Raw genomic sequence first — 21,255 nt, forward strand, 5'->3', positions numbered from 1 at the left:
CATTTTATCATTTCACATTCCAATCAATATCTCCATTATCCGCCACATCGACAACAACTGTATTCCCTGCCGTCAATGTTCCTGCAACAATCATCTTTGAGATAGGACGGCGGATATAGTTACGTATCGTACCCGCCACCTGACGTGCTCCGTATTTCGGAGTGAAGCCACGGGTAGCAAGCAGGTTCTTTGCCTTCTCCGTAATCTCAATGTCAATATGCTGCTTCTCAAGCAATGCTATAACTCCCTTTAACTGTATCTCAAAGATACGAACCAGCATTGTTTCGTTAATAGGAGAGAAAGGCACGATTTCCGACAAACGGGCAAGAAACTCCGGACGGAAATAACTGCCCATGACTTCCATCAGGTCAGTGGTAGAAGGATTCTTACCCTCATTAATCTGCTTGCTAAGCCATTCGCTACCTACATTGGACGTAAACAGTACGATAGAATTGGAAAAATCACCCTCTTTGCCCAAACGGTCGTGTAGCTTGCCTTCGTCCATGATTTGCAGGAAGATGTCATAAACGGAAGAATGGGCTTTCTCTATCTCATCGAAAAGCACCACCGCATAAGGCTGACGACGTATCCGGTTCACGAGTACGCCACCTTCTTCGTAGCCCACGTATCCCGGAGGCGCTCCCAATAGCAGGGCTGCCGAATGTTCTTCCTTAAACTCTGACATATCAAAACGAATCATCGCCTTTTCGTCATTGAAAAGTGCTTCTGCCAATGTTTTTGCCAACTCGGTCTTACCGGTTCCGGTAGGTCCCAGCAGGAAGAATGAGCCAATCGGTTGTCCCGGTTTGTTCATTCCACTTCGTGATTCGACAATGGCATCTGTCAATACCTTCAGCGCATTGTCCTGTCCAACAACTCTACGACGCAGAATATCTTCCATATTGAGCAACTTCTCTTTCTCGCCCGACTCTATCTTGCCGATAGGGATACCTGTAGAAGAAGAAACAACGGCTGCCACTTCATGGGAAGTGATTTTCCCGATTTTCTCTTTGGTCAATTCACGTAATCGGTCAAGTACACTTAAAATATAATCCATCCATTCACCGTAGTCTGATGACTCCGGTTCATTCTGTCCATCGGAGAGCATTCCCAGAAGGATAGGGCTTAACCGGTTCTTCATGGTGAAATTGACTAACCGCAACTTCTCCGTGCGCTCCGCTTCGGGCTGGTCTTCCGCCGCTTCAATTGCGGCAAGCTGCTCTGCCAGTCCCTTTATATCTTTTTCCCCGCTCTGGTTAATCATCTTAACCGCAGAGAGGGTACGGTCTATCAAATCAATAGCGGCATCCGGCAAACGGCGTTCCTTGACATAACGCTTGGCGAGTGCCACGCATTCCGGCAACGAATCTACATCTACCCCCACACCGTGGTAGCTTTCATATCTTTCCAAAGCTGCCTGTATCATATTTACGGTGGATGCAAGGTCAGGTTCCGATACTTGCAATACTTCAAAACGCCGGTTAAGGGCATGGTCCGGTTCAATTAGTTTACGGTATTCGTCCACCGTAGTGACTCCGATTACCGTTATATTTCCTTTGGCAAGCTCCGGCTTCAGGATGCTTGCCGCTCCGCTGTTGCCCGACTTGGGGTCGATCAGCGTATGTATTTCATCAATGAAGAGAATCGCATTGCCGTGAGCCGACAATTCTTTGATGATTCCTTTCAGCCGTTCTTCTATCTCCCCTTTGTAGGTAGCACCCGCAATCAGTGTTCCTGTGTCAAGCTCATAGATAGTCATGTCCTTTAGATATTGGGGAACTGTACCCTCAATGATGCTGCATGCCAAACCGTCTACCAAGGCAGTCTTACCCACACCGGCATCGCCGATGATGAGCACGTTGGGCTTACCCATCCGCCCCAGAATTTCCATCATCATGCGTGTCTCACGGTCACGGCACACGATAGGATATACTTTCTTGTCTGCCGCAAGAGCAGTCTTATCCGTACAGTACTTATCTAAATTGCCCGCCCCGGCTGTCCATAGGGGGGCTTCAATCCCCGGAAGGTCAGTCTGCGTACTTACGGATTTTTTCATATTACCCATTCCGCTCGTGAAGAGGTCATGTATCTCACGCTCCCGAATAGGGAACGAGCGCAACTCGTCCGTACTGAAACCTGCTTCGGGTGTAGCAATGGCTGCCAGCAGGCAAAGTGGATTGATTTCCAGCAGTCCCCACTTGATTCGTACATTATCGGCTTGCTCAAACAGTTCGCTAACTTTCGGATCGGGCATTATCTCGCCTGCGCCGGCAGCCTTGGGGTACTCCTCTATTCTTACCTCCGCCCATTCGCGCAAGTAATCCGCATCCTTACCCAACGATTCGACAAACGAACGCAGACCTACCTCTTTGTGCATCAAGGCAAACAAAAGGTGTGCCGGAGCATAGCTGGCATTGCCATACTCACGGGCGACACCTTTTGATATTCGGATTACGCTCTGAACTGTTTCATTGATGTTCAAAAAATCCATATTTTATTCTTATTACGCCTGTTCGTAATTTGTATTCCAGTTTGTACCATCATCACCTTTCGTGCCGTCCAACTTGATAACAAAGCTCTTGGCAGGGAAGAACGGAGTCATGTGAATATCCAGATAAATACGGTCCTTCTGCTTTTGGTCTTGCTCGAAACGGATTATCTTGAATTTTTCGATAAGGCGGTCGGCTCCCTGTACACTATCAAGATACTGTACAATCTGCCCTCTCAGGTCACGTTCGGTTTTAGAACTCCAGTTCTCGAACGAACGGCGGTTCAGGAAATCAAACAACACCTTGGTAATATAGTCGAATACACGTACCACAGAATAAGTTTGCAATCCCAGATTGTCACCGTTGAACAATGTCTTTGCGGAGAACGCCATCACTTTACCATATTCATTAACCATCGGAATTAAACCCATTTTCTCCAGTTGTGAGATTTCGCTTTTCTTCAACGGGAATACCACCGCATCTATTTCATTAATGCCGCCATACTTCTTACCGGCAGTTACCTGAGACATCAGAGTGGTGTAAACTTTACCCATCAAAGCAATAGACGGAGAAACATGGAGGTCTTCCTCTTCACCGATTTCCCGATATCCGGCACGTCCCACCAGCCAGTTGCAGGTCATGCAGGTATTGCTTTTGAAGGCCTCCCCACTTGCCATATTGGAGGAAGAGAACAGTTCCACCACATCTTCCGGCTTATCAAGGTCGGCAAAGTCCGTATAGAGCATCACTTTATTCTCATAAGCGATTTTCGCCCATTTTTCAAGCACCTTATTCGAACCAAGATAGCCCGGAATGGCTAACAGTGAGTAATTTTGACGTAAATCCAACTTGTCATAGTTCTGTTTTAGTTCGCGGGCAACGAAATCAATGAAGCGGGGATTGTCGAGGTCGGTCAGTTGTTCTTTGGAAGCATTGACTATCGTCACGTTGTTCACTTTGTCCGCTTCCGTATTCTTATAGAACAACATCACTCCACGGTATGCCTGTTCCATATTCCTCACACTCTGCACTGCCACCAATTGGCTTTTGGCAAGATGCGATGCGGCAGCTTCCGATTTAGCTTTAGAAGTGGCAATCATTTCCGTCACTGCCGATGATGAGTTCAGCAGGTCGATCCACATATCTATCTTATTCTTCAGCGCTTCCCGTTCTTCTTGCTTCTGTTCATCGGTTAAGAATATCTTTTTGCGTGCCTTACGCTCGGGGTTCAGGTTTTGAACACCATCCACTGTTGATTCCAGAAAATTGAAGCCGCCGAATCTGGACAACACATCCAGTGCCGAAGCCAGAGAGGATTCCCCGTTTTTCTCTTTATAGGAAACTTGAACGGTTTCTTGCGCCTGAACTTCAGACTTATTTTTATTATCTTCCATAGTTCTTATTGTCTTTTATTCGGTCTTTAATTCGTTACTCAATGCTTCCAGTGCGCTGATAAACGCCTTTTTGGATTCTGGATTCTCCAACACCCGTTGTAGAACTTTATTAGAGCGCAATTGCGTCACCATCCCCTCGTAGAATGTTTTCTCCGTATCCAACTTATGGAGGAATGGACTATTCTGTGTCATATTCTTCACACTGAAGTCCGCCACTGAGCTAAATCTAAAGTTTTCTTTTACCGGTTGCCCTTCTTCATTTTCAAATTCAACATCAATGTTGGGTAAGAAGTGCGCAAACACCTCTTCGATAGTGCTTAAGCCTTTGACCGCTTCAGGAGTTACAGGTTCGTCAGCAGTTAACTGTTCAACTATGAGGGAGCGATTCTCCGGAATGTTTGCGATGGCTTCGGAAGTATCAACTTTCACTTCATTACCACCAATTCCATATTCAAGTATTGCCATTTGTCTTTTTTGTTTTTAAGCTACAGAAGCCATCCACATATTAAAAAAAACAGCAGATGGCTTCTGTTACCTACATGAATACTAAATGATTACTTCGGCCAATTCTGTTCAAATTGTGCGCCACCAATCTTGATTACCTGAGCCGATACGACAAAAGTGATAGTCATCGGCTGTGAGCCGACAATGTCGATGTTTTCGGTAAATTCGGTAATGTATCCGTTTTCCCAGGTAAGTTCCTTCATCTTGGCTTCTTCATCTCCTTTTTTGAAGACGATGCTGCCGGAATGAGGTTTAAACTGATTGGTCATGTTCTCCAGAATCGAAGTATCATCAGTCGATTCCACATGCAGACGAATTTGTCCGCCATAAATGTTTGAAGATGGGCGTCCTTTGGAATCCACATCTCTCTTGAGACTGTACGTGCAATCCAGCACGTCAAACTCTTTTCCTGCAAAGCTTAAGGTTGCTCTAAATGCCATGTTTTAGGAGTTTAAATGTTAATAATTTGTTTAATACAGACTACAAGAAAACTACGATTTCATTTCATTATAAAAGTGCATGGCTTCTATATAGTCCTCAGCATGCAAATATATAACAAAAACAATATACGAAAAATAGTTTGCTTAAAAAATGAAATATATTTTCTAATAATTATATATTCATAAACAAATAATGAAATCTATTATTGAGAGAAATTATAATTAAAGAAGTATAACTGATTGATAAAAAGACGTATATACACCTATTTAGAATCTTATTGAAAACATGAAGGCGATTATTGAGATTGCATTATATGAAAAGAATAATGGCAATACCTTCGTCTTTACGTATGGATATTGCCATTAAGTATATTGCTAAATTAGGAAGGCCGTAAAATTTCAGAATTTCCTTAAGCACCTGCCCATATAGTCTCCTGCGATTATTCCGAAAGCAATGTTTTCAGGTCATTTTTATTGATACCCATATACTTACATATTTTGGATTCACTTATACCATCCGATATCATTTGCCGGATTGCCTTTTTATCTCTGTCATACATCTCCAACCTATCAAAAATAATATCAGCTAAAAAGTCGATTCCTTCTGAAAAAGCATTTTCTCCTTCCTTAGTCTTATAGTCTATCGTGCAGATTTTAGCACACTCTCTATGTAATATCAGATAATAAATTCCTCCTATTAGGATTGACGCAATACTTTTAATATTGATTTTCGCAGACGCAAAAAGATTTTCGTAAAATGTTATTAAGCTTAAGTTCATAACATCCCGTGTTTCCGCAGATCTCTTTGTAGTACTATTAATAGTCGTCATTTCGTAAAGCAGCAGCTTTTGCATCACACTGTTCTCTGACAGATTCCTGAACAATGTTTTGAACGTTTCTGCAAAAAACTTTTTAGGTCCCAACGTATTAAGCGTAGAAATATCAATAGTATTATTGATCCAGAAGTCGTATTGTTTGGCCAGTCTATCATAAAGATTATCCATCGAACCGTATCTTCTATAAAATACATTAGCCTCTAAGTCAGCAGCTTTCATTAAGGCACTCAAATTGACGTTTCCAAAACCAAGTTCACCTACAAGCTTTTCAAATTCAGATATCACCTCCTTGTCCAATTGCTCATTGGTTCTCCTTATGCGAGTTTTTTTATCCCCCTGTCCCATCATTATTATATAGTACTTATTAAATAATAAAAAATTTAATCACCAAAAGTCGGGAGGTATTTTTTGTTCCCTCCAATAACATTTCATCCCTAAAGAATCGGTTGGGTAGTTCAAAGAAGGCTTATGTTTGTTTATCCAACAGTTTGATTCTCCCCCACATGTTTGTTTTGTATAAACAAGAGATATGTTGCAAATATAGGTATTTTACGCCTTACAAGCAACAAACAAGTAATTCAAATATTAGCAAGTAGTTGTTTTAGCAATTTAATTATAGACTATTTAATTTGCTTATTTTATTTTTGTCATTATCTTTGCAAACAAATTTATAACGTATAAATACTAAAATGAAAGAGAACATATCTGGGTTCAAAATTGACTATTCGATATGTAAGAATAGCCCCGGTGGCAGTATTATGGAGAAAGTTTCCAATTTCCAAAAAGAACTCCAACTACACGAAGAGAACTCGCTACACATCTACGTCAAATCCCCGATGGTTTCCGGTTGCGGCAGGGAGGTCGAGGTTGTTGATAGAAAAACTAATAAAGTAAAGAAAATGCTAATGTTCGGTTCCAATAGTTATTTGGATGCTACCGGCATGCCGTCAGTAGTAGAAAAAGCGGTTCATGTAACAACTGACTATGGAATAGGAAGTGGCGGGGTTCCACTATTGAGTGGAACGACAATATTCCAAAATGAATTGGAAAAAGAGATAGCCAAGCTGACCGGTTTTGATGACACTATATTATTCTCTTCCGGCTTCACTGCCAATATAGGTGTGATAGTAGGATTGATACGCCCTAACAACTTGCTGGTATATGACAGACTCAACCATGCCAGTTTAATTGACGGAGCTCTTATGTCTGGCGCCAAAATGGTAAGATATAAGCATAATGACCCTAAAGCACTCGAAAAAATATTAAAAGAAAATGTCGGGCAATACAAAGATGGCATGATGGTGGTAACCGACGGAGTATTTAGTATGGATGGAGATATTGCCGATATTCCGGCTATCCTAGAGATTGTGAAGAAATATAATGCATTGCTTTTAATAGATGATGCCCATGCCACGGGAGTAATTGGGAAAGACGGAGCCGGAACGCTAAGCTATTACGGCATAAAAGAGCGCGAAAATATAATCGTTACAGGAACGCTCAGTAAAGCAATAGGGGCGATAGGAGGCTTTATAACTGCCAAACAAAACATTATTGATTACCTGAGAGTTTATGCTCGTAGTAACATGTATTCCACCTCTTTACCCCAGAGTATATGTGCGGCATCCCTTGAAGTAATCAAAGAGATGCGTAATACGGATATTCAGAATGCACTGAAACAGAATGCTGAATATGTAAGAAACGGATTGAAAGCAATTGGCTTTAATACTTTGAACTCGATCACACCTATTATTCCTGTTATTGTAGGAAACGAATACATATTGACCCGGATGACAAAGGAACTCTACGACAGAGATATCTTCACAAATGCAATATTTCCACCGGTTGTACCTCCTAATATGTGCCGAATTAGAATTGGCGTGATGTCGTCACATACGCTTGAAGACTGTGACAGGCTGATAAACGCCTTCCATGAAATAGGCAAAAAATATGAACTTATCTGAGAAATTACATATTTTCATACAAATATACAGCGGCTGTATCTTCATATTGATACAACTGCTGTTAAGTTCTTCTTCAAATTTGGTGGTAAATTCTTTATTTCTTTATTTTCAAGTTGATAATTATCCTTTTTGCTTGCTTTAATAAGAAAAAATAGACACCGGCTGAATAAGATAACTCAAGTTTCGGAAGTGAATTTGCGCCGTCTGAACCGGTATCTTCATCCTTATCCCTTTCTTCAATTAACATTGTTAACGCCTTTTGCAGGTTGTCAGGTTCTTATGCGCAAATAATAAGGCTTTTGCATTTAAAGAACTTGTTATTCACATCCAAAGAACAAGCTTTAACTCTGTGTTAAAACAAAGCTTTTGAGGATAGAAATCTTACTTTTTAAAGATATTGATTTTCAGATGGTTTATTTTTAAATTTGCTTCTTCACCTCATGGATGGACTCTTCGGGGGAAAGCCGGGATACTTGCTTTTTTGTCAACTATAAACGAGAGCTTACACTTCCGAAAACGGAATTAGATTCCATGAGTAAAAGAAAACTTACCACCAAATTTAAAGAAGAACCTGCTGTTATCAAACACTTATTTTTGATATAATTTAAGAGAAATAAGAACTCTTAAACTGGCGAACTACCGTTTTTATATGAAGGACTAACAGGGAGATTCATGTAGTTTCCTGGATTTGTGCAGTGAAGCCTGTTACAAGTTACAAGAACTTCGGGAGCGATGGAGGTATAAAAGAATGTATAATACTCGATATTACAAAGAGAAATATGAACAGTTGAGTAAGGTATCCCATAAGCAAATGTTGCAAATCACGGTTTTACAAACCCATATATCTAAGTGTGAAGCTATCATGGCTGAGTTGAAGAAAATCAGCGAAGGAGTTTACAGACAAAGGAACAAGATAGCATACGTAGTCTCCTTTACGATAACAGACAAAGGCCTTTATATAAAAAATATAGACTTTGTATTGCATCTGGTACTACCTGATTTTAAATGGAAAGCAACAATCGCTGAATGCCGTATCTGTTACAAAAGTATATTCACTGAGAAAACATATTTTATCTTGATTCCCTTCTTGCAGTATTTGATTACCGTAACCGAGGTTTAGGAAGTGAAATTATTTATTACATAGAAGACATTGCAAAAAACTTGGAGCAGAAATCATTCAGGAAGACGTAAAACAATCGGAAAATGAAGAGTATGAATTACGTTTAAAATTCTATCGAAATTTAGGATATGAAATTACGGGCACACCTGGTATTAATAAAATAAGAGAACAACTGAATAACGATAAGCGTAGATAGAGAGAATGTCTATCCTCAAACCTGTATATACTCCGAATATCCTACAAAACTCTGTATCATCGACTTTCGTCCGGCCATTTTTCAGATGGGGCATTTCAAAAGGAATCCCCATGCCTTTCAAGAAATCCTCCCAAATTTTAGCATCACGTTTGACAGACCCGAAATGTCGCCCGCACATCGTCCAACAGGAAATTGAGTTAGCATGCTTTCAAGGAATTGCCCGCCATTCTTTACGTATTGACATCCCACAACTCCGGCACTACATCCAAGTTGGAGCTGAATTGTACGATTTCGCCATTGACAGTCAAACGGATCATGATTCCCGACTTGCCTTCTTTGTTTACTTGATCCTTTCGAATGTAGAAAAGAATCTTGAATGCACTCTTGCTCATAATACCTCCTTTTTCTGCCTTTTTGCCGAGGGTAAAAACTTTTAGTGGCAAAGAAATGATTAATAATTGAGTTACGAGCAGACATATTAAAGACAACAGACAACAAATCAGAGACTACCCTAAAAATCGTCACTAAAATCAACCGTCAATTTTCAGTAACGATTTAGTAACGGTACTCTGTCTAAACAGGGCTTTTCTGTGTATTTCGGATGTCCGAGAAGAGAAATAAAAAATCCCGTAAAACCTTGATTTTACGGGATTTGTCATACTTTGACCCCTTTTTGTCTTTGGGGTTCTGCGGAGAGACAGGGATTCGAACCCCGGGTACCTCGCAGTACAACGGTTTTCAAGACCGCCGCAATCGACCACTCTGCCACCTCTCCAAAACTACTTTTCAATAGTGCTTTTCTCTTAAAGCGCTGCAAAGGTACGAATCATTTTCAAATCTGCAAATTTTTCCGCAAAAAATATTTGGAAAGAGTACTTCAACAGAGAGGAACACAACCTCCCTATAAGTAGGTATTTTTATGCTATTCAACATAAAATAGGAACCTTTTATATCCCTAAACCGAAAAAAGATCGTAAATTTGCACGCTCTAAAGGATAACTAACCACTAACTGATTAATTTTATGGAATTGAATAAGACCTTTAAAGATGGACTTTGGAGCAAAGAAATCAACGTCAGAGATTTCGTCAGTAACAACATTACTCCTTACGAAGGGGATGCTTCTTTCCTGCAAGGACCTACTGAACGCACTAAGGCTGTCTGGAACAACTGTCTCAAAGCTCTCGAAGAAGAGAGAAACAACAATGGAATTCGCGCACTTGATTACACTACAGTATCTACTATAACCTCCCACCCTGCCGGCTATATCGATAAAGAGAACGAACTGATCGTCGGATTACAAACCGATCAGGTACTGAAACGTGCCATCAAACCGTTCGGCGGAATTAATGTAGTAATGAAGGCTTGCCGTGAAAACGGAGTAGAGGTGGATGATAGAGTAAAGGATATCTTCACTCATTACCGCAAGACGCACAACGACGGAGTATTCGATGTATACACTGATGAAATCCGTTCATTCCGTTCTTTGGGATTCCTGACCGGGCTTCCTGATAATTATGCACGCGGACGTATCATCGGTGACTATCGCCGCCTTGCCCTTTATGGTCTCGACCGTCTGATCGAAGCCAAGAAAGAGGACCTCCATAATCTTACAGGTCCGATGACAGAAGCCCGCATTCGCCTCCGCGAAGAGGTGGCCGAACAGATCAAGGCACTGAAAGAAATCAAGGTGTTGGGTGAATACTACGGTCTGGATCTCAGCCGCCCGGCATATACCGCACAAGAAGCCGTACAATGGGTGTACATGGCTTATCTGGCTGCTGTAAAAGAGCAGGACGGTGCTGCTATGTCATTGGGTAACGTGTCTTCATTCCTCGATATCTATCTGGAATATGAACTAAGCCAGGGAACTATTACGGAAACATTCGCTCAGGAGTTGATCGACCAGTTCGTTATCAAACTCCGTATGGTACGTCACTTGCGTATGCAGTCGTACAACGATATTTTTGCAGGTGACCCGACATGGGTAACCGAATCCATCGGAGGACGTTTCAACGACGGACGTACAAAGGTCACTAAAACATCTTTCCGTTTCTTACAGACACTCTACAACTTAGGTCCGTCACCGGAACCTAACATGACTGTACTATGGAGTCCTGAACTGCCGGAAGGTTTCAAGGCATTCTGTGCACAAGTATCCATCGATACTTCATCCGTACAGTACGAAAACGATGACCTGATGCGTGAGGTCCGCCAATCGGACGATTACGGTATCGCTTGTTGTGTTTCTTACCAGGAAATCGGAAAGCAAATTCAGTTCTTCGGCGCCCGTGCCAACCTTGCAAAAGCATTGTTGCTGGCAATCAACGGAGGACGTTGCGAAAACACAGGCACTGTCATGGTAAAAGACATCCCTGTATTGACAGGCGAAACGCTGAAGTTCGAAGAAGTAATGGCCAACTATAAAAAGGTATTGGTACAGATCGCCCGTGTATATAACGAGGCCATGAACATCATCCACTATATGCACGATAAGTATTATTACGAAAAGGCTCAGATGGCTTTCGTAGATACTGATCCGCGCATTAACCTTGCTTATGGTGTAGCCGGACTTTCAATCGCTATCGATTCACTGTCTGCCATCAAATATGCGCATGTGAAAGCGCGCCGCAATGACATCGGCCTGACTGAAGGATTCGATATCGAAGGTGCTTTCCCCTGCTTCGGTAACGATGATGACCGTGTAGACCACTTGGGTGTAGACCTGGTATACTTCTTCAGCGAAGAACTGAAGAAACTCCCGGTATACAAAAATGCCCGTCCTACCCTCTCGTTGCTGACCATCACTTCGAACGTGATGTATGGTAAGAAAACAGGTGCCACTCCCGACGGACGTGCCAAAGGCATCGCCTTTGCACCGGGTGCCAACCCCATGCACGGACGTGACAAGAATGGTGCGATTGCTTCGCTCAGTTCAGTAGCTAAGTTGCGCTACCGTGATTCACAGGATGGCATCAGTAACACATTCTCTATCGTTCCGAAATCATTAGGCGCAACTCAAGAGGATCGTATCGACAACCTGGTGACCATGATGGACGGATATTTCACCAAAGGCGCACACCACCTGAACGTGAACGTACTGAACCGTGAAATGCTACAGGATGCAATGGAACATCCCGAAAAGTATCCACAACTGACTATCCGCGTTTCAGGATATGCCGTCAACTTCGTGAAGCTGAGCCGCGAACACCAGCTGGAAGTTATCAGCCGAAGTTTCCACGAAAGAATGTAATTGAATGATAAACGTACACTCATACGAGTCAATGGGAACATTCGACGGGCCGGGTCTCCGGCTCGTCGTTTTCCTTCAGGGGTGTAACTTCCGGTGCCTGTATTGTGCCAATCCGGACACAATCGAAGCCAAAGGAGGTGCGCCAACCCATCCGGATGAAATTGTCCGCATGGCTGTCAGCCAAAAAGCTTTTTTCGGTAAGAAAGGAGGAATAACTTTCTCCGGTGGAGAACCCACTTTTCAGGCGAAAGCTCTTATCCCACTTTTTAAAAGACTGAAGGAAGCTGGAATCCACATCTGCCTCGACACTAACGGCGGACTGTGGAACAATGATGTTGAAGAACTCTTGGGGTTAACTGATTTGGTTTTATTGGATATCAAAGAGTTCAATCCGGAACACCACCAGTCTCTGACCGGAAGAAGTAACGAACAAACACTGAAAACCGCCGCCTGGCTCGAAACCAATCAAAAGCCATTCTGGCTGCGCTATGTATTAGTGCCCGGCTACAGCGACTTCGAAGACGATATCCGGCAGTTGGGAGAACATCTTGGAACGTACCGGATGATTCAGCGTGTAGAGATATTGCCTTATCATACTTTAGGAGTTCATAAATACGAAGCGATGGACAAAGAATATCTCTTGAAAGGAGTGAAAGAAAACACTCCGGAGCAAATAGAAAAGGCCGAAAAATTATTCAGGCAATACTTCCGGACAGTACAAGTAAATTAGCTTATCATTAAGAAGGGGATGAGAGTGTATCAAGAGTCTTTTCAACACAGAGGACACAGCCCCATCCCCTTTATTTTTTTATCACTCCAGAGAGCCACCGCCATTCTAATGAAGTGCCACCGGCATTCCGATTAAATGCCACCGCCACTCTGTTCAAACACCACCGCCACTCCGACTTACATCTGCCTTACTTTAATAAGTGAATCGCAATCCTGCCTGCAAATTAAAGTTACAAGGTGTTTCTTTTCGGATAGTCTGTATTTTCGAACCATCGTCAAAGAAATACGAAACTCCCGGTTCCACATAAAATCCCACATGCTCCGTTGCATTGAACTGAGCTCCTACTGCACCTGCTACAGAAAATTGCAAAGGTTTCACATTCACCTTATCGCCCGCCAGTTTTCCATATACGCATTTCTCAACCATTCCACCGGCAGATACATAAAGCGTAAAGTATTTCTTTTCCAGGAAATTCCAGTTTCCGCGTACCGGGATACCGATATAATGCAGTTTCTGAGTCTGCATCTTGTTATCTCCCTGTCGCTTGACATCGGAAGACAACAACGTATAAGTCAATCCGGTTTCTACGGAGAAACCTTTCGGAAGGGATTTACGTACGGACAATCCGAAACTTACCGGCTGATGATGTTCATAATCCATCACGGTAGTCGTACTGGACTTCAGATAAGGAACTCCCCCTTCAAATACAACTTCCTGATCTGCGGGAATATTCACGGCCCCATTCATAATTGTCATCAGGTCTACCCTGTTGCTCATTGGACGGGGTGCAAAACTTTCCGAACCATTCGTCGGAAGTCCTCCCCCATTGCCTACCCCTACTCCCATCGACCATTTTCCATTCCGCTTTGCAGAAGAACTCTCAATAGGCAACTGGTATTTGTCTTTACCGGATGGCCTCCGGGCCTCTTTCCTTTTCTCTATTTGTGAGGCAGTACTCTCTTTTTTCTCCGTTACAGCAGTTGCTTCAGACTGTGATTCGGCAGGCTTCTCCGCCACCACAGCCTCCGGATGTTTCTCTGCCCCCGGAAAGGCTTCCGGAGTGATCTTTGGATCATTCCCTTTCGCCAAATATCCAGAAGCGGAACTCACGTCTGTCCCTCCCGCCGGCTTCATTGGCTCGGACACGGCGACCTGTACATCCGGTAAAGCCGGTTCCGGCAATATATCCGGATTGACAGCCAATGAAGGAGCCGTCGCATAGCGAATTTCATCTGCGACCGGACTATTCAGGAAATACAAACTTACAGCAGTCGTCACCACCAACACTACGGCAGCCGCGGCAACGGCCCATCGGCGGTACGGATATATTCGTCTTTCGGTTACGGGCATCAGCTCCTTTTCCAGTCGTTCCCAACCGGAAGCAGGTATCGGCTCGGAATAATCCTCGAGCTTCTCTTTGAATGCCTTTATCCATTTTTCGTTTTCTTTCATCATTCTATTCTATTTTAGAAATCCCGGGTTCACTTGGTGTCCGAAGACATACGTCAACCGTTGATCATCAACCATTCCTTTACTTTCTTGGCTAATACACTCTTTGCCCGAAAAAGTTGTGAAGCCGAAGATTTTTCATTAATCCCCAACATCTGTGCGATTTCCTTGTGCGACTTATCTTCAAAGGTGTATAAGTTGAATACGGTACGATATCCGGCGGGGAGTTCGTTAATAAATTGCATCAGCACTTTCTGAGGAATCGCTTCGACAGCCGAAGCATCGGGTTCGTCATAAGTTTCGGGAACTTCATCCAGTGCCATGGTTTGGTTCATCACATCGTTCTTTCTTAAGAACTGTAAAGCCGTATTCACCATTACACGCTCCATCCATGCTCTAAGAGAGCCTTCACCCCGCCAGGTAAACTTGTCGAAGGAGTCGAAAATTTTCAGGAAACCGTCGTGTACCAAGTCCTGTGCCATGTCTCTGTCTCCGGCATAACGAAGACAGACACCAAGCATGCGCCCTGCGTACTGCTCATAAAGTTCTTTGCGGGCACGATTATCTCCCTGCCTGCAACGTTCCGACAGCTCTAATTCATTCATTCTCCTAAACACGTGTTTACCTTATAAATGCAGCAAAGATAGAAATACTGCACTGAGAGAACAACTCTTTTATCACTTTTGTTTCTTTAACATTTTACGATGCAATATTTCACGGCTCCCCGCATTTCTTCAATACAGCGAAGAATAAATCTCAATGAATAAATAGGATACTAAAACCAACAGGAACTTATGAGAAAATTTAAATTAGTAACTTTTACCCTCATTCTGGCACTACTGCCCATCCTGCAGTCTTGTCTGGACAATGAAGACAATGATTATTGGGTCACTTGTCCTCCGGGTGGGGTACTGGCCATCGGTACAATGAAAATTCCCAATGCGGACACCCCGAGGGATTTTTTTATTGCCTTGGACAACGGAAATAACGTATTCCCCGCAGATACGGCCGATATTCGCAACTGGAAATACACCGTCGCAGAAGGACAGAGGGTTTTTGTGGGTTACGTGAAGATGGAAGGAGAAGAAAAACCCGGATATGAAAACGGTAAGATATTCACGATAGAAGATATACTGACAAAGGATATCATCCCGCTGACGGAAGCAACGGCGGACAGCATTGGAGACGACCGCATCAACGTCACGGCGCATGCACTTACAAAGGATTATCTCACCATCGAATACCAGTATCTGGGCAGTATGGACGAGAATAAAAAGCACATGCTGAATCTGGTACAAAACGAAATTACAGGTCCTGTTGAAGACGACGGATATATCTGTCTGGAATTCAGGCATAACGCCTTTGACGACTCTCCCAGTAAACTGGGTTCAAGCCTCGTCTCCTTCAAACTGGCCAATATAGCCGATCTGTTGCCGACAGCAAAAGGAATAAAGCTCCGTGTAAACACGATTTATGACAACATACAGTATATCACAATAGATATCAATGAAGATAAGAACTTAAAAATAAAATCATTTCATTCTCAATAAAACAACAGAAGACACCTGCACAAATTTGACAAAACTAAGAATAATTCTGATATATAAAAGAAATAAAGCGGCGATGTTTGTGAAAATATCGCCGCTGTTTTTTTTATACCAGGCACTGAACAGCCTGTAAAGTAAGCATCTCTTTGGGGACTGCTGCCTGGATCTCTTCTTTCAATACTTGCAGCAGGCTGGTACGGATAAAGTCTTTTCGTGTAACCAGGACAATCTGGCGAGTGGGCCTTGGGATGGCAAACGGACGGACCAGTTCCTTCTGTTCTTCGCTCAGTTGCATCACTGCCAGCTCCGGAATAAATGTAATGCCCTTACCGCTCTCCACCATATGCATAAAAGTCTCCATACTGCCCAAGCGATAGGCCATTTGGCTGACCTTTACCGCTTCCATCTGGCAGAAACGGACCAACTGATCGCGAAAGCAATGTCCTTCGTCAAGAAGCCAAAGCCGCTCTCCGGTCACGTCGGACGTACGAATCACATCGTGTTTGAACAATGGTTCCTTTTTCGAAACGTAACCGAAGAACTGCTCATAAAACAAAGTCTCCTCTGTTAATGCAGCATCATCCAGCAGGCTGGCAATGATAGCGGCATCTGCTTCACCGGTCAGCAAAGCCTTGCGGATATCCGGTGTTTTCATTTCCATGACCCGTATATCAAGATCGGGGTATTTCTCCATCAGTTGCGGAAAAAAACGGGGCAAAAGATAAGGTGCAATCGTAGGCAATACGGCCAGCCGGAACGTACCGGACAAAGAATGCTGTTCCTCATTGATAATCTCCTTGACGCAGGTAGTTTCCGAAAGGATTTTGCGTGCCTGTTCCAGCACCTTCTTACCGATGGCAGTGGGACAGACCGGAGTCATACTGCGGTCGAACAGCTTCACTCCCAATTCGTCTTCCAGTTTCTGGATCATCGCACTCAAAGTAGGTTGCGTCACCCGGCAATACTCGGCAGCTTTTGCAAAGTGCCGGAACTGATCGACGGCCAGAATATATTCCAATTGTTGTATAGTCATCGTTCTCTGATTTATTAAAGATATAGAATCTATCAATGCAAAGATAGAAATTTTCAGTTTGACACGAATCATTTTGTGCCGTATCTTTGTTCCAGATAAAAAGAAGATATATAGTATTAACTCAAAAAAACAATAGCATTATGAAAACTTTAAATTATACACATTTGGATGAAAAGGGAGCTAACAACATCGTAGTATCATTGCAGCAATTACTTGCCGATTTTCAAATTCACTATGCAAACTTAAGAGGATTTCATTGGAATATCAAAGGACACGGTTTCTTCGTACTGCACGGTAAATTCGAAGACCTCTATAACGGAGCTGCCGAAAAGGTGGACGAAATTGCCGAACGCATATTGATGCTGGGAGGAACTCCTGCCAATAAGTACAGTGACTACCTGAAGATGGCACAAATCAAGGAAGTGGACGGAGTGAGCAAAGCCGATGACGCGTTGAATCATATTCTTGAAACTTACGGGTATCTGATAGCAGAAGAGCGTAAAGTCCTGTCTCTCGCCTCTTCACACAACGATGAGGTAACAGTGGCTATGATGAGCGACTACCTGAAGGAACAGGAGAAAATGGTTTGGATGCTGACAGCATACAACGGATAACTCCAAACAGGGTTACGCCCTTTTATCTAAAGGGTGTAGCCATACAGACAAAAGGGTGTAGCCATCCCGACGGGATAGCTACACCCTTTCTCTTTTATCCGATTCAGATGATACTTGTACGTTTTGTAAATTCTATAATTTCCGGAATATATCCGAATGCAAGTCCCGTCACCGTATCTGCACATCCGTAATAGATAGCAATTCGTCCGGTCTCCGAATCATGAAGCGCTGCGCACGGGAAGCAGACATTAGGCACATCGCCCATGCATTCGTACTCTTTCTGGGGTGAAATCAAGTAAGGCCCCGAACGGAATTTCACTTTCCAGGGTTCATCAAGGTCAAGCAATGCGGAACCGAAACTATACACAAAACCATTGCATGAAGCTAATACACCGTGATAGATCAGCAACCAGCCTTCTGATGTTTCAATCGGAATAGGTCCTGCACCGATCTTGGTGCACTGCCAGGCACTGTCTTCAAACGGAGCCGGAGACATTACATGACGATGGCGTCCCCAAAATTCCATATCGGGAGATTCACTATAAAAAATATCTCCGAAAGGAGTATGTCCATTGTCGCTCGGACGACTCAACATGGCAAAACGGCCGTTTATCTTACGAGGAAACAAAACTCCATTCCGGTTAAAAGGAATAAAGGCGTTTTCCAGCTGATGGAACGTTACAAAGTCATAGGTATAAGCAACACCAATAGTAGGACCATGATAACCGTTGCACCAAGTCACATAATAGCGGTCCTCAATGAAGCAAACCCTGGGATCATATCCATAAACCCAGTTCCCGATCTCCGCATCATCACATTGAAACTTCAACGGCTCTTCATTGATGTCCCAACGAACGGCATCTTTACTGAACCCCACATGCAGACGCATGCGACGGTTGGTATCATCACAACGGAACACTCCTGCATAGCCATCCTTAAACGGGACTACGGCACTGTTGAATATACTGTTTGAAGTAGGGAGCAAGTCGCGCGGAATAATCGGATTTGCCGAACAACGCCACACTACATCTTTGCATCCTGCCGGACGTTCTTCCCAAGGCATGGCCGGCAAAGCAGCACCTGCAATTTTAAATTCTTCCATGATTCGATTAAATTAATATTATGTATATATATCGTTTATATTGAAATTCTCTTTTATTTCTTCTTTCCGTCCGGATACGTAAAAGGCACCAGCCAAGTGACGACAAAAGCCGGTATGGTAGCGATCAGCACCCAGACAAAGAAATCACGATAACCCAGCCAGTCGCTCAGATATCCACTCATCATCCCCGGAAGCATTACTCCTAAATTCATGATACCGGTGGCAAAAGCATAATGTGCCATCTGGTGTTTGCCAGGGGCTACTTGCTGCATCATAAAGAGCATTAATCCGACGAAACCAAATCCGTACCCCAAATATTCAAATACAATGGTCGTACCGATAATCAACAGGTTAGAGGGTTGGTAAAGTGCCAACAGTAAGTATACCAAAAACGGAATATTAAAAGCGCAACACAAAGAAAACAAGGTCTTCCGAAGTCCGTAAGCCGAAATGTAATAACCCGCCAAGAGCGAACCGAGGATAAATGCTCCTGCTCCGAACGTACCGTATACCAATCCGATGTCCTGAGTACTAAGCCCCAATCCGCCATCTGCAACCGGTGCTTTCAGGAACAACGGTACAATCTTCAGGGCGTATCCTTCGGCAAATCGGTACAAAATGATAAAGACAATGTAGAAAGCAATATGTTTTTTTTGGAAAAAAGAACGAATAACTTCCCAAAGCACGTTCAATGTATCTCTCACCGTATTTACTTCACCGGAAGCACCTCCTCCCGAAGGCAGAATCCGAATGTGGTAAAGCCCGATCAAAATCATAATACCCGCACACATCAACATCACAATCATCCAGGCATGTACCACTCCAAATTCATCCTTCAGCATACCTGCCAGCCAAACCAAGCCTCCGTTGGCAAGTATCTTGGCCAGATTATAAAAAGCTCCCTGCCAACCGATATACTTGGCTTGCTGGGTAGCAGTCAGCTCCGTCAGGTATACTCCGTCACCCGCAATGTCATGAGTCGCACCACTGAGAGCAATGATCCCCATCAGAGCGATGGCATAACGAAAAAAATCGGGCAACGGCAGCGAAAGTGCCACCAACGCAAATGCCAGTCCGGTAATGATTTCTGTAGCGACAACAAAGTACTTCTTCGTCTTAAACATCTCCAGAAACGGACTCCATAAAGGCTTCAATGTCCAGGGAAGCATAATGAGAGAAGTCCAGAAAGCAATCTGTGCATTCGACACCTCCATATCGGAAAACATAAGGACAGAAACCATCGAAAGGGCCACAAACGGCAATCCCATCGCAAAGTAAACAGTAGGCACCCAACATACAGGGCTTATCGGCTTTTTATTCATCAGTTAGTTTTTTATAATAATTCCATCGGTTAACAATTCCAGTAAGCAAAGATAGGGGATATTAAAAACATAGCCCAAAATTACGACAAGAAGTTGCATTCACTATATAATAATACAACTGACTTCACAAAATCACTAATCCTTACCGGTTCTTTTTTTTGCTCTGTCGGGATGAAGTACACAAAAGAAGCACCGAAACCCCATGGCCCCGATGCTTCTCCCCCTTATCTACAATCTAAACACCTCTATTGCTTCACAAATAAATTTATTTCCGCAAATCCGGTATAGCTATCCGGGCTCAGACAATTAATCCTGAACTCTTTAACATCCCCGATAGGTGGTTCGATGACTGCATACTGCGGCTCGTTTCCTTTAAAGCTCCTGAAAGTCAAAGTCCTCTGATAAGTCACCCATTCTGTCGCTCCGTCTTTCCTGACTTTGATCTCCGCACTTTTCAGATTGTATGACGATCCGTAAGCACTCTGTTTAGTAACCGAAAATCCTGCCAAAGTAACAGGCCAGGGCAATACTGTATTCCACCAGCACTCTTCAGCATTGGCTACTCCCCACGAAAACCAAGATGTATTTGCTTCACCATCGATAGCCAGATGTGCACCATATCTGGCATCATCGTTTGCGTATGCATTACTGCAACTTACATCCCATGCACTGCGGTCCACTGCCGCCCAGTCTGCAGGCTTCGTATAGCCGGTATAGAGTATGCTGGCATAAATCCGGATATAGACCGTATTCATAGATGTACTTACAGCCTGTCCGTCCATACCGGTAACTTCTTTAAGCATCACCGGGAGTACGTATCCGTCAGGGTTACTCAATTTCTCTATGTTCTTCAAAACCACACGGAAAGAAGACTCGGCCACAGTCTGTCCGGTTTTCAGAGTGGACTCTTTTTTCTCAATGTCATAATTATCTCCGGGCAATAACTCACATTTCGTCTTTTTAGCCGAATTATAAGCATTTACTTTCAGGGTATCGATACCTAAAGTAGCGATGACCTCCCGTGAAACCGGTTGTACGGCACACAGTTGTATTTCAAAATCAGAACGGTCAGCGGTAGATGAATTACTTACGCGATCTACCACTACTACAGCACTCATTTCAGCCCCCGGTGCTACTCCCGTTCTGATATATATTTTTTGATATTTGTTCATTTCATCATCATCGTTACTACACGAAGCCAATGATACAAACCCTGTTATCAAACAGATTAAGGTCACAAAATTCAAATGTCTATTCATATCTTATT

17 protein-coding genes, 1 tRNA gene and 1 pseudogene are annotated in these 21,255 nt (G+C 43.3%); 5 read left to right on the top strand and 14 right to left on the bottom strand.

The annotated features are described in order from the left end of the window. Positions 1–7: 7 nt before the first annotated feature. The 5 genes from QK890_RS05775 to QK890_RS05795 form a co-directional block, all read right to left on the bottom strand. Positions 8–2,491, bottom strand: coding sequence for an ATP-dependent Clp protease ATP-binding subunit (locus tag QK890_RS05775; protein ID WP_005794654.1), 2,484 nt, complete (start codon positions 2,489–2,491; stop codon positions 8–10). 12 nt (positions 2,492–2,503) lie between these two features. After that, positions 2,504–3,883 (bottom strand): DUF5458 family protein, encoded by a 1,380-nt coding sequence (locus QK890_RS05780; protein ID WP_220575682.1) that lies wholly within the window; start codon positions 3,881–3,883, stop codon positions 2,504–2,506. 15 nt (positions 3,884–3,898) lie between these two features. Continuing rightward, positions 3,899–4,348, bottom strand: coding sequence for a hypothetical protein (locus QK890_RS05785; protein WP_005787103.1), 450 nt, complete (start codon positions 4,346–4,348; stop codon positions 3,899–3,901). An 89-nt stretch (positions 4,349–4,437) separates the two neighbouring features. Continuing rightward, a complete protein-coding gene (tssD, locus tag QK890_RS05790; protein WP_005787106.1) occupies positions 4,438–4,827 on the bottom strand; it encodes a type VI secretion system tube protein TssD in 390 nt (129 codons plus the stop codon). Between the two features lie 440 nt (positions 4,828–5,267). After that, positions 5,268–6,008 (bottom strand): TetR/AcrR family transcriptional regulator, encoded by a 741-nt coding sequence (locus QK890_RS05795; protein ID WP_032540999.1) that lies wholly within the window; start codon positions 6,006–6,008, stop codon positions 5,268–5,270. A gap of 344 nt (positions 6,009–6,352) precedes the next feature. On the opposite strand from QK890_RS05795, the gene QK890_RS05800 reads away from it, so the two are divergent. Next, positions 6,353–7,624, top strand: coding sequence for a pyridoxal phosphate-dependent aminotransferase family protein (locus QK890_RS05800; protein ID WP_032540963.1), 1,272 nt, complete (start codon positions 6,353–6,355; stop codon positions 7,622–7,624). Between the two features lie 94 nt (positions 7,625–7,718). Here the strand turns inward: QK890_RS05800 and QK890_RS05805 are convergent, their stop codons facing one another. From QK890_RS05805 to QK890_RS05815, 3 genes and pseudogenes are all read right to left on the bottom strand, one after another. Further along, complete coding sequence (locus tag QK890_RS05805; protein ID WP_080720311.1) at positions 7,719–7,871, bottom strand: hypothetical protein; 153 nt, start codon at positions 7,869–7,871, stop codon at positions 7,719–7,721. Between the two features lie 1,269 nt (positions 7,872–9,140). Beyond that, positions 9,141–9,332: pseudogene (locus QK890_RS05810) on the bottom strand (Arm DNA-binding domain-containing protein); the annotation flags it as partial. Positions 9,333–9,630: 298 nt separating this feature from the next. After that, positions 9,631–9,715, bottom strand: a tRNA-Ser gene (locus QK890_RS05815). Between the two features lie 247 nt (positions 9,716–9,962). Here QK890_RS05815 and pflB point away from each other — a divergent pair. After that, entirely contained in the window at positions 9,963–12,191 is a 2,229-nt protein-coding gene (gene pflB / locus QK890_RS05820; protein ID WP_005776049.1) for a formate C-acetyltransferase, read from the top strand. A 4-nt stretch (positions 12,192–12,195) separates the two neighbouring features. After that, entirely contained in the window at positions 12,196–12,921 is a 726-nt protein-coding gene (pflA, locus tag QK890_RS05825) for a pyruvate formate-lyase-activating protein (RefSeq protein ID WP_032540673.1), read from the top strand. A 192-nt stretch (positions 12,922–13,113) separates the two neighbouring features. Here pflA and QK890_RS05830 read toward each other — a convergent pair whose 3' ends face one another. Together QK890_RS05830 and QK890_RS05835 are read right to left on the bottom strand one after the other, a co-directional pair. Then, entirely contained in the window at positions 13,114–14,373 is a 1,260-nt protein-coding gene (locus QK890_RS05830; protein ID WP_032540727.1) for an outer membrane beta-barrel protein, read from the bottom strand. A gap of 53 nt (positions 14,374–14,426) precedes the next feature. After that, complete coding sequence (locus QK890_RS05835) at positions 14,427–14,975, bottom strand: RNA polymerase sigma factor (RefSeq protein ID WP_005776045.1); 549 nt, start codon at positions 14,973–14,975, stop codon at positions 14,427–14,429. Positions 14,976–15,164: 189 nt separating this feature from the next. Between QK890_RS05835 and QK890_RS05840 the strand changes: the two genes are divergently transcribed. Continuing rightward, positions 15,165–15,920 (top strand): NigD-like protein, encoded by a 756-nt coding sequence (locus tag QK890_RS05840; protein WP_032540674.1) that lies wholly within the window; start codon positions 15,165–15,167, stop codon positions 15,918–15,920. Between the two features lie 103 nt (positions 15,921–16,023). Here the strand turns inward: QK890_RS05840 and QK890_RS05845 are convergent, their stop codons facing one another. Then, positions 16,024–16,950, bottom strand: a complete 927-nt coding sequence (locus QK890_RS05845; protein WP_165016072.1) for a hydrogen peroxide-inducible genes activator — start codon at positions 16,948–16,950, stop codon at positions 16,024–16,026. Between the two features lie 140 nt (positions 16,951–17,090). Between QK890_RS05845 and QK890_RS05850 the strand changes: the two genes are divergently transcribed. After that, complete coding sequence (locus tag QK890_RS05850; RefSeq protein ID WP_032540676.1) at positions 17,091–17,564, top strand: Dps family protein; 474 nt, start codon at positions 17,091–17,093, stop codon at positions 17,562–17,564. A gap of 103 nt (positions 17,565–17,667) precedes the next feature. On the opposite strand, the gene QK890_RS05855 is transcribed toward QK890_RS05850, so the two are convergent. From QK890_RS05855 to QK890_RS05865, 3 genes are all read right to left on the bottom strand, one after another. Further along, positions 17,668–18,666 (bottom strand): glycoside hydrolase family 130 protein, encoded by a 999-nt coding sequence (locus QK890_RS05855; RefSeq protein WP_005776041.1) that lies wholly within the window; start codon positions 18,664–18,666, stop codon positions 17,668–17,670. 53 nt (positions 18,667–18,719) lie between these two features. After that, entirely contained in the window at positions 18,720–19,988 is a 1,269-nt protein-coding gene (locus QK890_RS05860) for an MFS transporter (RefSeq protein ID WP_032540677.1), read from the bottom strand. 245 nt (positions 19,989–20,233) lie between these two features. Then, complete coding sequence (locus QK890_RS05865; protein WP_032540679.1) at positions 20,234–21,247, bottom strand: DUF1735 domain-containing protein; 1,014 nt, start codon at positions 21,245–21,247, stop codon at positions 20,234–20,236. Positions 21,248–21,255 lie beyond the last annotated feature (8 nt).

The organism is Bacteroides sp. NGMCC 1.200775, assembly GCF_040798045.1.
GTDB classification, from domain to species: Bacteria; Bacteroidota; Bacteroidia; order Bacteroidales; family Bacteroidaceae; genus Bacteroides; species Bacteroides hominis.